9 protein-coding genes and 2 rRNA genes are annotated in these 14148 nt (G+C 39.8%); 7 read left to right on the top strand and 4 right to left on the bottom strand.

What is annotated here, in order from left to right; all coding sequences use genetic code 11:
- Nucleotides 1–66 precede the first annotated feature (66 nt).
- Genes ACST15_RS03415 through ACST15_RS03405 form a run of 3 tightly spaced genes read left to right on the top strand, consistent with a single transcriptional unit; the run spans nucleotide 67 to nucleotide 2964 of the window.
- Nucleotides 67–759 carry a phosphoadenylyl-sulfate reductase gene (locus ACST15_RS03415; protein ID WP_459453246.1) on the top strand — a complete coding sequence of 231 codons (693 nt, stop codon included), beginning with the start codon at nucleotides 67–69 and terminating at the stop codon, nucleotides 757–759.
- Nucleotides 760–774: 15 nt separating this feature from the next.
- Nucleotides 775–1695, top strand: a complete 921-nt coding sequence (gene cysD, locus ACST15_RS03410; protein WP_459453245.1) for a sulfate adenylyltransferase subunit CysD — start codon at nucleotides 775–777, stop codon at nucleotides 1693–1695.
- Nucleotides 1696–1713: 18 nt separating this feature from the next.
- A complete protein-coding gene (locus tag ACST15_RS03405; protein WP_459453244.1) occupies nucleotides 1714–2964 on the top strand; it encodes a sulfate adenylyltransferase subunit 1 in 1251 nt (416 codons plus the stop codon).
- A 2-nt stretch (nucleotides 2965–2966) separates the two neighbouring features.
- Here ACST15_RS03405 and ACST15_RS03400 read toward each other — a convergent pair whose 3' ends face one another.
- A complete protein-coding gene (locus ACST15_RS03400) occupies nucleotides 2967–3413 on the bottom strand; it encodes a sterol desaturase family protein (protein ID WP_459453243.1) in 447 nt (148 codons plus the stop codon).
- Nucleotides 3414–3530: 117 nt separating this feature from the next.
- Between ACST15_RS03400 and ACST15_RS03395 the strand changes: the two genes are divergently transcribed.
- The 4 genes from ACST15_RS03395 to ACST15_RS03380 are packed head-to-tail and all read left to right on the top strand — an operon-like array spanning nucleotide 3531 to nucleotide 9427.
- Complete coding sequence (locus tag ACST15_RS03395; RefSeq protein ID WP_459453242.1) at nucleotides 3531–6155, top strand: valine--tRNA ligase; 2625 nt, start codon at nucleotides 3531–3533, stop codon at nucleotides 6153–6155.
- Nucleotides 6156–7193, top strand: a complete 1038-nt coding sequence (locus ACST15_RS03390; protein WP_459453241.1) for a gliding motility protein GldB-related protein — start codon at nucleotides 6156–6158, stop codon at nucleotides 7191–7193.
- A 4-nt stretch (nucleotides 7194–7197) separates the two neighbouring features.
- Nucleotides 7198–8997, top strand: a complete 1800-nt coding sequence (locus tag ACST15_RS03385; protein ID WP_459453240.1) for an ABC transporter ATP-binding protein — start codon at nucleotides 7198–7200, stop codon at nucleotides 8995–8997.
- A gap of 4 nt (nucleotides 8998–9001) precedes the next feature.
- Complete coding sequence (locus tag ACST15_RS03380; RefSeq protein ID WP_459453239.1) at nucleotides 9002–9427, top strand: Fur family transcriptional regulator; 426 nt, start codon at nucleotides 9002–9004, stop codon at nucleotides 9425–9427.
- Here the strand turns inward: ACST15_RS03380 and ACST15_RS03375 are convergent.
- The 3 genes from ACST15_RS03375 to ACST15_RS03365 form a co-directional block, all read right to left on the bottom strand.
- Entirely contained in the window at nucleotides 9424–10869 is a 1446-nt protein-coding gene (locus tag ACST15_RS03375; RefSeq protein ID WP_459453238.1) for a Kelch repeat-containing protein, read from the bottom strand. The two genes, ACST15_RS03380 and ACST15_RS03375, sit on opposite strands and share 4 nt — an antisense overlap.
- A gap of 320 nt (nucleotides 10870–11189) precedes the next feature.
- Nucleotides 11190–11301 (bottom strand): 5S ribosomal RNA (gene rrf / locus ACST15_RS03370).
- Between the two features lie 65 nt (nucleotides 11302–11366).
- A 23S ribosomal RNA gene (locus tag ACST15_RS03365) occupies nucleotides 11367–14148 on the bottom strand.

The following is a 14148-nucleotide window of genomic DNA, read 5'->3' as shown; positions in this document are numbered from 1 at the left end:
AATCTTTTTAAATTCAAGTATAGTAATTCAATAGACATTATGTATTTTTGTGAAAATTTTAAGAGTATGGATATTTCAAGCATTGAAAAAACCTTATTAAATCTACCTCTAGAAGAACGGTTGCGGGTATTGTCTCAATTATTCGCTGAGGAGAAAATGGTATTTTCTACATCTTTTGGACAAGAAGATCAAGCCATATTATATGCCATTGCTAGTCAGTCACTTCCTATTCAAATATTCACTTTAGACACGGGAAGGCAATTTCAGGAGTCATATGAATTAATGGATTTGACGACGAGAAAATATCAAATTACGATTGATACATTTTTCCCAAATACTCACTCTGTTGAAAAACTAGTTAAGGAAAAAGGCTTTAATTCCTTTTACAGCTCAGTAGAGAATAGAAAAGAATGCTGCTTTATTCGTAAATTGGAACCATTATCCCGAGCTTTGCAGGGTGCGAAGGTTTGGATAACAGGTTTACGCGCAGAACAATCTGAAAATAGGGCCAATATGCCGATTGTGGAATGGGATGAGCAAAGACAATTATTCAAAATTAACCCATTGATTGATTGGACATTCGATGAATTAAATCAATATTTAGTAGACCATAAAATACCACAAAATCCCTTACACAAAAAAGGATTTATCTCCATTGGTTGTGCGCCTTGTACGCGGGCCATAGCGGAAGGTGAACATCCTAGAGCCGGCAGGTGGTGGTGGGAAAACTCCCAAAAAGAATGTGGTTTACACGCCTAATACAAGACGCATTTTATGACAAATTCAACCATTAAAGACAAAATAGGGCAGTTTCCAAGAAAATTGGAGGATGAGTCTATTTATATCATGAGAGAGGTAGCTGCTCAATTTGAGCGCCCTGCTTTGCTATTTTCTGGAGGTAAAGATTCTATCACGCTAGTTAGATTAGCCCAAAAGGCCTTTTTCCCAGGAAAAATACCCTTCCCTTTAGTACACATTGATACGGGACATAACTTTCCCGAAACCATAGAATTTAGAGATTGGCTAGCTAAAGAAACGGGGGCTGAACTCATAGTCCGTTATGTACAAGATTCCATTAATCAAGGAAAAGCTAAGGAAGAAACAGGTAAATATGCCTCTCGCAATGTACTTCAAACGGTCACTTTATTGGATACCATCGAAGAATTTAAATTTGATGCTTGTATTGGAGGAGCGAGAAGAGACGAAGAAAAAGCTAGGGCAAAAGAACGCATTTTCTCCGTTCGGGATGATTTCGGACAGTGGGATGCCAAAAGACAAAGACCCGAATTATTTGATATGCTTAACGGACGCATTGCCGTAGGTGAAAATGTTCGTGTTTTTCCTATCTCCAACTGGACAGAATTGGATGTTTGGAATTACATTAAGGAAGAAAAAATGGAAATCCCAAGTATTTACTTCTCGCATCAAAGACAGGTCATTGAACGGGATGGTATGCTTTGGGCCGACTCGGAATACTTGAATAAAGAAGCCGATGAAATTCCTTTTGAAGCTACTGTTCGTTTTAGAACGGTAGGAGATATGACTTGCACCGCGGCTGTTGAATCAGATGCGGTTGAAATAGATGTCATCATCGAAGAGATTTTGTCTGCCGAAATCTCAGAACGCGGTGCTCGTATCGACGATAAACGCTCCGAAGCCGCCATGGAAAAAAGAAAGCAACAGGGATATTTTTAACAGGAGAGAGAAAGGAATATGGATATTTTACGCATAGCTACTGCAGGCTCTGTAGATGACGGAAAAAGCACATTGATTGGTCGTTTATTGTATGAAACCAATTCAATTACTAAAGATAAAATTGAAGCCTTAGAAAGTGCTTCTAAAAGAAAAGGTTTGGATTTTTTGGACCTTTCTTTATTAACAGATGGATTAATTGCGGAAAGAGAACAAGGTATTACCATTGATGTAGCCCACATCTATTTCTCTACGCCAACTCGTAAATACATCATTGCGGATACACCTGGCCACGTAGAATACACACGCAACATGGTTACTGGGGCTTCTAATGCCAAAGTATCACTAATATTGGTAGATGCTCGCCAAGGTCTTGTAGAACAAACGGCTCGTCACTTATCCATTGCTGCTTTATTACGAATTCCAAAGGTGATTATTTGTGTCAATAAAATGGATTTGGTTCAATATGACCAAGCCAAATTTGAGGCCATTAAAGCTAGTCTCACCTCCCTAGTGGCTCAAACTACCTTTGAGGGACAAGCCGTAAGCTTTTTACCAATATCCTCTTTATTTGGTCAAAATATCACTCAAGCAGCCGATAAAATGCCATGGTATCAAGGAAATACTTTGTTAGGAGAATTAGAGGCATTTGAATTTGCCGAAAGTCTGGCACATGCTCCTGCTCGTTTTCCTGTTCAATGGGTGATTCGCCCAAAAACAGAAGAATATCATGATTACCGCGGATATGCTGGCAAAATAAGCTCTGGTACTTTCCGAGTAGGTGATGTCATTAGAGCATTACCTACCGGTCAAGAAAGTACCATCGCTTCCATTGAAAAATTTGGAGAGCCATTAGACCATGCGGTCGCTGGAGATTCTGTGGTTATTACCTTGACTACTGACGTCGATATTTCCCGTGGAAATTCTTTGGTTTTAGCTTCTGATGCCCAAGCTCCACAGTTGAAAGATTTTGCAGCCCATATTTGTTGGTTAGACCACCAAGCCTTGAGTCCTGGTAAAACCTACCTTTTACAGCATGGGGTAAATCTTACCAAAGCCAAAATTTCACAAATTACAGAAAGATTGGACGTGGTAGCACAAACGTCTAGCCAAAATGTAGATTCATTAAAACTAAATGAAATTGGCGGCATACAATTGCGTACCGCGCAGCCAATTATGGCCGATGTTTATGCCCAAAATCCATCCAATGGAGCATTTATTTTAATAGATGAATTTTCTAACTCAACGGTCGGAGTAGGTTTCGTTAAATAAACCTACTCATATTTTTTGGGGGCGTACAAAAAACCAAAAGCTTCTGCGCCCTCTTTTTCATGCACCTCATGGTGCACATAATGGGCTTTAATCAAGCGTTTTAGGTAGGTATTTTTGGTCTTAAATTTGACTTTGATTCGTCGATGTACGATGATATCATGAAATACAAAATAGCATAAACCATAAGTCGCAATTCCTAAACCTATCCACAATAAGGGCCTGAAAGCTTCTATTTCAGCACCAATGATGATGGTCAAGGTGGATAAGGTCCCAAATACCACCGAAAACAAATCGTTTTTTTCCAATACATTTTTATGGTGGACATGGTGCGATTGGTGCCAATTCCACATGATTCCGTGCATGATGTATTTATGGGTAAACCAGGCCATTCCCTCCATCAATAAAAAAGTCCCTAGCCAAAGTAATATTTCCATGATTTCTGTTTTCATTTTCAACCGAAATTACATCGAATTGTTTTAAAATTCCACCTTCCTCTTTGAGCTAAATCAATTATCTTTGTAGGCTATAATGAAACCGTAGCTAGAATACGGCAAGAACTTTCCTTTATGATTGACAAAAATTACGCCCCGCAAGAAATAGAGCAAAAATGGTATGCCTTTTGGTTAGAGAATAAATTATTCGCTTCCAAACCTGACCCAAATAAAGAGGCATATACCATTGTCATCCCCCCTCCCAACGTAACGGGAGTTTTGCACATGGGCCATATGTTGAATAATACCATTCAAGATGTTTTGATTCGTAAGGCTAGGATGGAAGGGAAAGAGGCTTGCTGGGTTCCAGGTACTGACCATGCTTCCATTGCGACAGAGGCCAAAGTGGTGGCCATGCTCAAAGAAAAAGGAATTGAGAAAAAGGATATTAGTCGCGAAGAATTCCTAAAATATGCCTTTGAATGGAAGGATAAATATGGTGGAATTATCTTAGATCAGTTAAAAAAATTAGGTGCTTCCTGTGATTGGGACCGTACTCGGTTCACCATGGAACCTAAATTATATGAAGCGGTAATTGATACCTTTGTTCGATTATATAACAAAGGTTTGATTTACCGGGGCGTTAGAATGGTCAATTGGGACCCGCAAGGAAAAACAGCTCTTTCTGACGAAGAAGTTATTTACAAGGATGTTCAAGCTAAATTATACCATATCCAATATCCCTTGGTAGATGGTTCTGGGCACGTGACCATTGCTACGACCCGTCCAGAAACCATCATGGCAGATGCCGCTATCTGTGTAAATCCGAGCGATGAACGTTATTTATCCCTACATGGTAAAAAGGTTTTCATTCCTTTAATTAATCGTGAAATCAGTATTATTCCTGATGAATATGTTAGTACTGACTTTGGAACGGGTTGCTTAAAAGTTACACCTGCTCATGATTTGAATGATTATGAATTGGGGATTAAGCATAAATTACCCGTGATTGATATCATTGATGACAATGGTGCCTTGAATGAAAAAGCTGTGTTATTTGTGGGCGACGATCGTTTTGAAGCCAGAAAACGTATAGTAAAACAATTAACAGAGGAAGGGTATTTGATTCAAACTGAGGAATATAAATCTACCATTGGTACTTCAGAACGTACAGGTGCGGTGATCGAACCGAAGCTTTCTTTACAATGGTTTTTAAAAATGGAGGAGATGGCCAAGCCTGCTTTGGAAAATGTCATGAATGACAATATCCAATTGCATCCAGCCAAATTCAAAAATACCTACCGTTCTTGGATGGAAAATGTACATGATTGGTGTATATCTCGACAATTATGGTGGGGCCAACAAATCCCTGCTTTTTACCTTCAAGATGGCACCTTGATTGTGGCAAAGGATAAAAAAGAAGCTTTGCGCATTGCCCGAGATAAATACCAATTATTTGCCTTGGTGGAAGATGATTTAACACAAGACCCCGATGTATTGGATACTTGGTTCTCTTCTTGGCTATGGCCAATTTCTGTTTTTGACGGCATTGAAAATCCGGATAATGAAGAAATTAACTATTACTACCCGACCAACGATTTAGTAACTGGACCCGATATTTTATTCTTCTGGGTTGCACGAATGATCATGGCAGGATATGAATGGAGGGGCGAATTGCCTTTTAGAAATGTTTATTTGACGGGTATTGTTCGAGATAAACAAGGCAGAAAAATGTCTAAGTCTTTGGGCAATTCTCCGGATCCTTTGGAATTGATTGAGAAATTTGGAGCAGATGGAGTTCGCTCGGGTTTACTATTCTCTGCCCCTGCTGGAAACGATTTATTGTTTGATGATAAATTATGTGAGCAAGGCAGAAATTTCTCTAATAAAATTTGGAATGCCTTCCGCTTATTAAAAGGCTTGGAAGTAAAAGAAGGTCAATCATTACCTGAACATGTTTTAGCAAGCGAATGGTTTGAGTCCAAATTATCTCAAACGATCTTGGATGTACAGGATCATTTTCAAAAATTCCGTATTTCAGATGCTTTATTAAGCATTTACAATTTAGTGTGGGATGATTATTGCGCTAAATATTTGGAGATAATTAAGCCTCCTTATCAAAGCCCTATCGCTTCAGAAACATTAAATACTGCCTTGGGCTTGTTTGATCAATTGATGCGTTTATTACATCCTTATATGCCGTTTATTACAGAAGAAATATGGCAAAATATGGAGGATAGAAAAAAAGGAGCCAGTATTTGTAAAGCTGAATTTCCGCAAGCAAAAACAGTTCAAACGTCAATCATTGCTCAATTTGATGCCATGTTTGAGATTGTCACTAAAATCCGAGAGATTAGAAATACTAAGCAAATTTCGCCTAAAATGGCACTTAGTTTATGCATCAAATCAGACCAAGCGAGCGCCTATGATGCCATTAATCCTATCTTGATTAAGTTGGCTAATTTGGAATCGGTTTCATTCATTCAGGAATCTATGGCAGAGGCACAAACATTTGTGGTCAAATCTGATCAGTTTTTTGTTCCTCTAGCCAACGATGAAGACCCTGCGGTATTAAAAGAAGAATCAGAAAAAGAGTTGATTTACTTAGAAGGCTTCAAAAAATCAGTAGAGGCAAAATTAGCCAATGAAAAATTCGTTCAACATGCAAAAGCTGATTTGGTAGAACGAGAAAGACAGAAGCTTTCTGACGCTGAAAATAAAATCAAATCATTGAAAGAATTAATAGCCCGTTTAAGCTAAATGAAAATCACCAGCTGCTATGTAGGACTTTTCGGCATATTACTTCTTCCCCTTTTTTTTGGATCCTGTACCAAAACGGAGGAAAGAAAAGAAAGTAAGCCCAAGACTACAGTTATCCGCTTGGATATTCAACGACTAGATCGAGCCATAGCGAATAGCGAGAATGCTCAAGAAATAGACAGCATCCTTCAAAAACACCCTGAAGTGTTACAAGCTTACTTTTCCGTTGGAACAAATCGTTCTTTGGAAATAGCTAAAAACTTCTATTCCCTCTTCCAAAATCCTGCCTTGCGCAAGTTTTATGATCAAAGTCAACAAGAGGCATTTTTTGGAGCTCAGGTTCTGGAAAAGGAATTACAGTCTGCCTTTCAGGAAATAAAAAATGAATTTCCTCAAGCAAAAATCCCTAAAATCAGAACCGTATTTACAGGATTTGGCGCTATTGGAAATTTCAAGTCAGAGCATTTAGTCGTGAGTGATAGCTTAATTATCATTGGCTTGGATTATTTCATGGGTAAAAAAGGCTTGTACTTACCTCAAAATGTATATGATTATCAGTTAAGGCGACTGGAACCCAGGGCACTTGTGGGGCAAATATTATTATTGTATTCTGCCTATTTCAATAAGCACATGGCTGAAAATGCCACCATGTTAAGTGATATGATCTGGTATGGTAAAAGTTATGCTTTTGCTAAAAAAATGGCTCCAGCCTTGGCTGATAGTTTATTGTTTGGATATACCCAGAAAGAATTAACAGAATCTGACATGTTCCAACAAGAAATTTGGGAACATTTTATCGATCAATCCTTGTTGTACAAGCAAGATGAATTTACCAAAGCCAAGTATTTGGGGGAAAGACCTAAAACCGTAGAAATTGGTCCGGCATGTCCAGGTTCCATTGGTCGTTGGCTTGGTTGGAAAATCATTGATGCTTATCAAACAAATCATCCACAAGAAAGTTTGGCAACAGTAATGGCAAAACCTGATGCCAATCAATTATTCCAAGCCTCAGGATATAGAGGCAAAGCGAAAGAATAAACATATGGCAAAGAGACACGAGAAATTTGGAGCAGGAGCAGATCCTAAAGATGCCAGAAAAGTCAATAAAGAAGGAATTCGCAAAGCACTTCGCATTTATAAATTTATTTTACCCTATAAATGGACATTCATAACAGGAATGTTCTTTTTGTTTTTTTCTAACTTAACTACCTTAAGTTTCCCACTATTAATTGGTGAGATGACTAAAGTGATGGAAGGGAAATCACAATTTTCTATCAATCAAGTCACCATTTTCTTCTTTTCCATCCTAGTCATTCAGGCGGTTTTATCCTTTTTCAGAATTTATACCTTTGCTCAAGTTTCTGAAAAGGCCATGAGGGATGTAAGGCAACATCTTTACACGAAAATCATCACACTCCCAATTTTTCAATTTGAAAAGCGCCGCGTGGGGGAAATGATGAGTCGAATTACCTCTGATATCACACAGCTTCAAGACGTACTATCAATAACCTTAGCTGAGTTTTTTAGGCAAATATTCACCTTGGTCGGGGGTATCGCCTTGATTACCTACATCTCTTGGAAACTAACCTTATTCATGTTGGCCACATTTCCTGTTTTAGTCATTGCGGCCTTAGTATTTGGAAGGTATATACGTAAAGTTTCAAAAAAATCTCAAGACGAATTAGCTTCCACTAACATCATTGTAGAGGAAACTTTCCAATCCATTCAAGCTGTCAAATCTTTCACAAATGAAAAATGGGAAGTTAATCGTTACACACAATCCTTAAATTTGGTAGTAGATCAGGCTTTAAAAGCAGCAACCTTCCGTGGGGGATTTGTTAGCTTTATCATTTTTGCCCTGTTTGGAGGAATCGTTGGAGTTGTTTGGTATGGAGCCCAATTAGTTTCATCTGGAGATTTAATCTTGGCGGAATTATTGACTTTTATTTTTTATACGGCCTTCATCGGCGGATCTGTGGGTGGCCTTGGGGATATTTATGCTCAGCTTCAAAAAACCATTGGAGCATCAGAAAGGATCTTAGAAATTCTGGACGACCATTCGGAAATAAATATAGAAAAAGAATCTATCGAAGAAATTCCTTTTGGAAAGATTGAGGTTAATGATTTGCATTTTACCTATCCTGGTAGACCGAATGTCCCAATTTTAAAGGGAATCAATTTCACCATTCAACCAGGTGAAAAAGTAGCCATTGTGGGTAGCTCAGGTACGGGAAAATCAACTTTGGCTCAATTGTTCATGCGCTTTTACGAACCAAATTCAGGTAATATTCTATTGAATGGACAAGATATTCAAGGCTTTAATGTAAGTGATTGGCGAAAATTAGTCGCCCTGGTTCCGCAAGAGGTTTTATTATTTGGGGGAAGTATTCGAGAAAACATCGCTTATGGTAAGCCGGGTGCTAGTAAAGAAGAAATTGAAAAAGCGGCAGAATTAGCCTTTGCGAAACAATTCATTGAATCCTTTCCTGAAAAATGGGATACCTTGGTTGGAGAAAGAGGAGTTAAGTTATCTGGAGGACAAAGGCAACGCATAGCCATTGCTCGAGCCATTTTGAAAAATCCTAAATTTCTTCTTTTGGATGAGGCTACTAGTGCTTTAGATTCAGAATCAGAAAAATGGGTACAATCTGCTTTGGAAGAATTAATGAAAAACCGTACAAGTTTAATCATTGCCCATCGCTTGTCTACCATACGCTCGGCTGATAAAATCATTGTGATGCAGGAGGGACAAATTGTGGAGACAGGAAATCATGAGGAATTGATGAACTTGAAGGATGGAATTTATCAAAAAATGGTCAAATTGCAGTCTGATCATGTCTAATTAAATGGAGCATAAAGCACTTAGTTTATCTGATTTTGATTTACGTCCTACACCTTGTAGAATTGAGGTCTTAGGCTTATTGCAATCACATGATTATGCATTAAGTCAGGGAGATATTGAACAAGAATTGAGCAGCCAATTTGATCGCGTAACTGTGTATCGTACGCTAAAGACTTTCTTGAGCCAAGGCCTAATCCATAAGGTATTAGATGATATTGGAGGTATCAAATATGCGCTCTGTAAGGAGCTTTGTCATCAAGGAGGACATGCACATCAACATGATCATGTACATTTCAAATGTGACCAATGTGGTCAAACTACCTGTTTAGAATTAGTTCATATTCCTAGTATAAAACTACCAGCAAATTTTACCAAAAAAGAGAGCAATTTATTGATTCAAGGAATATGCAATTTGTGCAATCAACCTTAAAAAGATACCTTCTTGCGCAGGAGTTCGAAGCAATTTGGATTTATCTTATACCGCTTTTGTCTTCTATCCTCTTCTGAATTCTCCCGAATAATACTGTTCCTCTCGCCAGTTAACAAAGTAAGCGTTTGGTTGACTTGATTAATCATAGCACTTCGACGATACCTTTGCGTATCGAAAGCCAAGTTTTCAATTTCTAAAATACGGTTAACCTCTTCTATGGCTAAACCCCCTTGACTTTGATTATCCAAAATAGATTGAAGAAGACGTAAAGAAGTGGGGTCCATATCCAACTTCACTTCTTGCATGATAGATAAATTTATTTCCTTATTGCTCCGTTTAGGGACCAATCTTTTTAATACATAAATAAGGACCAATGCTAGTATTACTAGGACAATGCCATAAAACCAATCCGTTTGATACCAAGGTAAGTCGGTCAATAAACCAATGAAAGTTGCATTTTTAGCTATATCATCAAAATTCAATAAAATAAAACTATCATTAGACTTTGGATTAGCGTTTTGTAGAACGGTTAACAACCAAGGTCCATTCGTAAACATACTTGGGTTTTGGGGCTGAGAAGCACCTAAAGCTATTCGAGCATATTTAAGTTCAAGATCATTGTATTCAAAAATTTCAAGGGTTCTTGGGTTAACAAAATAATATTGGTGTATACCATTTTTGTTGGTAGATGGTTCAAAAACAAAATATTTACCGGTATAGAATAAATGTTGGCGATCTTCGTAACTAAATTCATCCAAAATTTGCTTGAATTTTGGATGAGTGATTTCTCCCAATTTCTTCCAGGTTTTAGTAAAAAAGGAAAATTGGTAAATGCTTTGATCCAAATTCAAACTACCATATTCCTTACTTACATCGGTTGAGTAATTGGAAAAAGAAATAATCTCATCTTTTTCAGGAAGATATGATACAAAGCCATGGTACATTCCTTTAGGCGATTGGCCATTGGAATTAACCGCTTCCCATTCTTTGGTTTGTTTATCAAAAAAAATCAAATGATTATTGGTTCTCCAAAAACCATACCCACCAATTGAATAAATTACATCCCCTCTAAAAAAACGATAAGCCTTACAATTATCACCACGGTAATAGGTATCATCTTGTCGTTTTATTTGAAAATCAGTTAAATCAACAACATAAACTTGATTCGTACATTCTTGAAATATATGTAAACGATTGGTATTCTTCTTTTGAATAACAGCCAATTCGCCTGTTTTCATAATATCTGCTTGATAAGTAGAATCCGACTTTAAGCTATGATAAAAAACCCAATTAGAAGTAGAATCCAGCCGAGCAATTTCCTTTCTAATCAAATCAACTCGATACACCTTATGGTCTACATTATTCAGGAAATAGGCATATTGATTTGCTTTGACTGAAGCAGGCCAAATAAGAAAAATAAGAAAAAGCCGAAGAAACTTCATACAACAAATGTATTAAATAAATAAAAATAGCCTTGATTTGAATTGATTAAAAGGTAAGAAATTATTAAATCTAGACAACAGATTGCTTTACAAGGGAAATATTCATGATAATTGGTGGTAAATACTTTAATTGAATTATTCTTATTTAAACTGGCTATTTGACCTGCCCCTGCGGAACATATCGAACAGCACGACATCTAAACACTAATCACAAACCACTAATCACTATTATTCTACATTCTTCATTCTACATTCTTCATTCTTCATTCCTGTCTGACATAAAAAAAGCCCACTAGAACCTAGCGGGCTTGATAATAATAACTTGGAGCTTACTTACTTTCCCGGGTTTGATCCCAGTATCATCAGCGGTGCGGGGCTTAACTTCTCTGTTCGAGATGGGAAGAGGTGAACACCCGTCCTATCGGCTCCATAAATCTTGCAAGGCTTAGCCTTTTTCCATATTGTGAGATAAAATAAACAGTCGTTGCATTTTTTTATAAAAGTAAGCTTTCGGGTAATTAGTACTACTCGACTTTGACATTACTGCCTTTACATCTGTAGCCTATCGACCGTGTCGTCTACACGGACCCTTCATGGAATACTCATCTTCAGGTCAGTTTCGCACTTAGATGCTTTCAGCGCTTATCTGGTCCCGACGTGGCTACTCAGCTATGCCCTTGGCAGAACAACTGATATACCAGCGGTCAGTCCAACTCGGTCCTCTCGTACTAAAGTCAGAACCTGTCAATATTCCTACGCCCACAACAGATAGGGACCGAACTGTCTCACGACGTTCTGAACCCAGCTCGCGTGCCACTTTAATCGGCGAACAGCCGAACCCTTGGGACCTTCTCCAGCCCCAGGATGTGACGAGCCGACATCGAGGTGCCAAACCTCCCCGTCGATGTGAGCTCTTGGGGGAGATCAGCCTGTTATCCCCAGAGTACCTTTTATCCTTTGAGCGATGGCTGTTCCATACTAAACCACCGGATCACTATATCCTACTTTCGTACCTGATCGACTTGTCGGTCTCACAGTCAAGCTCCCTTTTGCTATTGCACTCTACGCACGGTTACCAAGCGTGCTGAGGGAACCTTTGAAAGCCTCCGTTACTCTTTTGGAGGCGACCACCCCAGTCAAACTACCCACCAAGCAATGTCTCCCATTCAGGGATTAGAATTCCAGTACAAGAAGGGTGGTATTTCAACGTTGGCTCCCCGATGCCTAGCGACACCGGCTCACAGCCTCCCACCTATCCTACACATCCAGTACCAAAACTCAATGCTAAGCTATAGTAAAGGTTCATGGGGTCTTTCCGTCCCGTTGCGGGTAAACGGCATCTTCACCGTTACTACAATTTCACCGAGCTCACGGCTGAGACAGTGCCCAGATCGTTACACCATTCGTGCAGGTCGGAACTTACCCGACAAGGAATTTCGCTACCTTAGGACCGTTATAGTTACGGCCGCCGTTTACTGGGGCTTCAGTTCAATGCTTCGCCTTGCAGCTAACATCCCCCCTTAACCTTCCAGCACCGGGCAGGTGTCAGGCCTTATACGTCATCTTTCGATTTTGCAAAGCCATGTGTTTTTGTTAAACAGTCGCCTGGGCCATTTCTCTGCGGCCTCGATTACTCGAGGCTCCCTTTATCCCGAAGTTACAGGGTTAATTTGCCGAGTTCCTTAGCCGTGATTCACTCGAGCGCCTTAGAATATTCTTCTCGACCACCTGTGTCGGTTTACGGTACGGGTTACTTATTAGTTATACACGCCTAGACTTTTCTTGGAAGATCACTCGCTACACTCGTTTTGGCATTGCTGCCGCCTCTCAAAGACACTATTCCGTCAGTATCTGGTAACCCATTCTCTCCGTCATCTATTTGCCCAATAAGTAAGTACAGGAATATTAACCTGTTGTGCATTAGGTTGTCGCTCTCGCTAGACCCTTAGCCCCCGACTAACCCTCAGTTGATTAGCATAGCTGAGGAAACCTTAGTCTTTCGGCGTGAGGGTTTCTCGCCCTCATTATCGTTACTCATGCCTACATTTGCTTTTCTGATCGCTCCAGCCAAGCTTGTCGCTCAACCTTCGCCGCAATCAGAATGCTCCCCTACCAGTATATAAATATAATCCAAAGCTTCGGTACTTTACTTGATGCCCGTTTATTATCGATGCCCGCCTCGCTCGACCAGTGAGCTGTTACGCACTCTTTAAATGAATAGCTGCTTCCAAGCTAACATCCTGGCTGTCACTGCAATCAGACTTCCTTAGTTCAACTTAGTAAAGATTTTGGGACCTTAGCTGTTGGTCTGGGTTCTTTCCCTCTCGGATTGGGACCTTAGCACCCCAACCCTCACTCCCGGGTATATTTTAAGCCATTCAGAGTTCGTCAGGATTTGGTAGGATTTGACTCCCCCTAGTCCTATCGGTAGCTTTACCTGCTTAAAACTTGACCCCGAGGCTGTTCCTAAAAACATTTCGGGGAGTACGAGCTATTTCTCAGTTTGATTGGCCTTTCACCCCTACCCACAAGTCATCCAAATACTTTTCAACGTAAACTGGTTCGGTCCTCCACTCCGTTTTACCGGAGCTTCAACCTGCTCATGGGTAGATCACAAAGTTTCGCGTCTACTCCCACTGACTAAGCGCCCTATTCAGACTCGCTTTCGCTCCGGCTGCTCACATCTATGTGATTAACCTCGCCAGTGAAAGTAACTCGTAGGCTCATTATGCAAAAGGCACGCCGTCACCCCACGAAAGGGCTCCGACCGCTTGTAAGCGTATGGTTTCAGGGTCTTTTCACCCCCTTACTCAGGGTACTTTTCACCTTTCCTTCACAGTACTCGTTCACTATCGGTCTCTTGGTAGTATTTAGCCTTACCGGATGGTGCCGGCAGATTCAAAGGGGATTTCTCCAGTCCCCCCCTACTCAGGATACTCCTACAATAACATAAACTTACCAATACAGGGCTCTCACCTTCTACGGCCCGCCTTCCCAGACAGTTCTCGTTCATTTATATCATCGATATCGAAGTCCTACAACCCCAGTCTTGCCGCAACAACACTGGTTTGGGCTAATCCGCGTTCGCTCGCCACTACTTACGGAATCACTTTTGTTTTCTCTTCCTCTGCTTACTTAGATGTTTCAGTTCAGCAGGTTTGCCTTCTATTTAAATAGAATACTAGATCTTCAATCTAGTGGGTTGCCCCATTCGGAAATCTTCGGATTAAGGGTCTTGTGCACCTCCCCGAAGCTTATCGCAGCTTAACACGTCCTTCG

It is taken from the genome of Aquirufa sp. Wall-65K1, from assembly GCF_054558475.1.
Note: the sequence above shows the minus strand (reverse complement) of the source record. Positions and strands in the feature narration are given on the sequence as shown.

What these genes read in the sequence shown, in the direction of transcription:
- ACST15_RS03415 (WP_459453246.1), top strand. Translation starts at nt 67, where the DNA reads ATGGATATTTCAAGCATTGAAAAAACCTTATTAAATCTACCTCTAGAA.
- cysD (WP_459453245.1), top strand. Translation starts at nt 775, where the DNA reads ATGACAAATTCAACCATTAAAGACAAAATAGGGCAGTTTCCAAGAAAA.
- ACST15_RS03405 (WP_459453244.1), top strand. Translation starts at nt 1,714, where the DNA reads ATGGATATTTTACGCATAGCTACTGCAGGCTCTGTAGATGACGGAAAA.
- ACST15_RS03400 (WP_459453243.1), bottom strand. Translation starts at nt 3,413, where the DNA reads ATGAAAACAGAAATCATGGAAATATTACTTTGGCTAGGGACTTTTTTA.
- ACST15_RS03395 (WP_459453242.1), top strand. Translation starts at nt 3,531, where the DNA reads ATGATTGACAAAAATTACGCCCCGCAAGAAATAGAGCAAAAATGGTAT.
- ACST15_RS03390 (WP_459453241.1), top strand. Translation starts at nt 6,156, where the DNA reads ATGAAAATCACCAGCTGCTATGTAGGACTTTTCGGCATATTACTTCTT.
- ACST15_RS03385 (WP_459453240.1), top strand. Translation starts at nt 7,198, where the DNA reads ATGGCAAAGAGACACGAGAAATTTGGAGCAGGAGCAGATCCTAAAGAT.
- ACST15_RS03380 (WP_459453239.1), top strand. Translation starts at nt 9,002, where the DNA reads ATGGAGCATAAAGCACTTAGTTTATCTGATTTTGATTTACGTCCTACA.
- ACST15_RS03375 (WP_459453238.1), bottom strand. Translation starts at nt 10,869, where the DNA reads ATGAAGTTTCTTCGGCTTTTTCTTATTTTTCTTATTTGGCCTGCTTCA.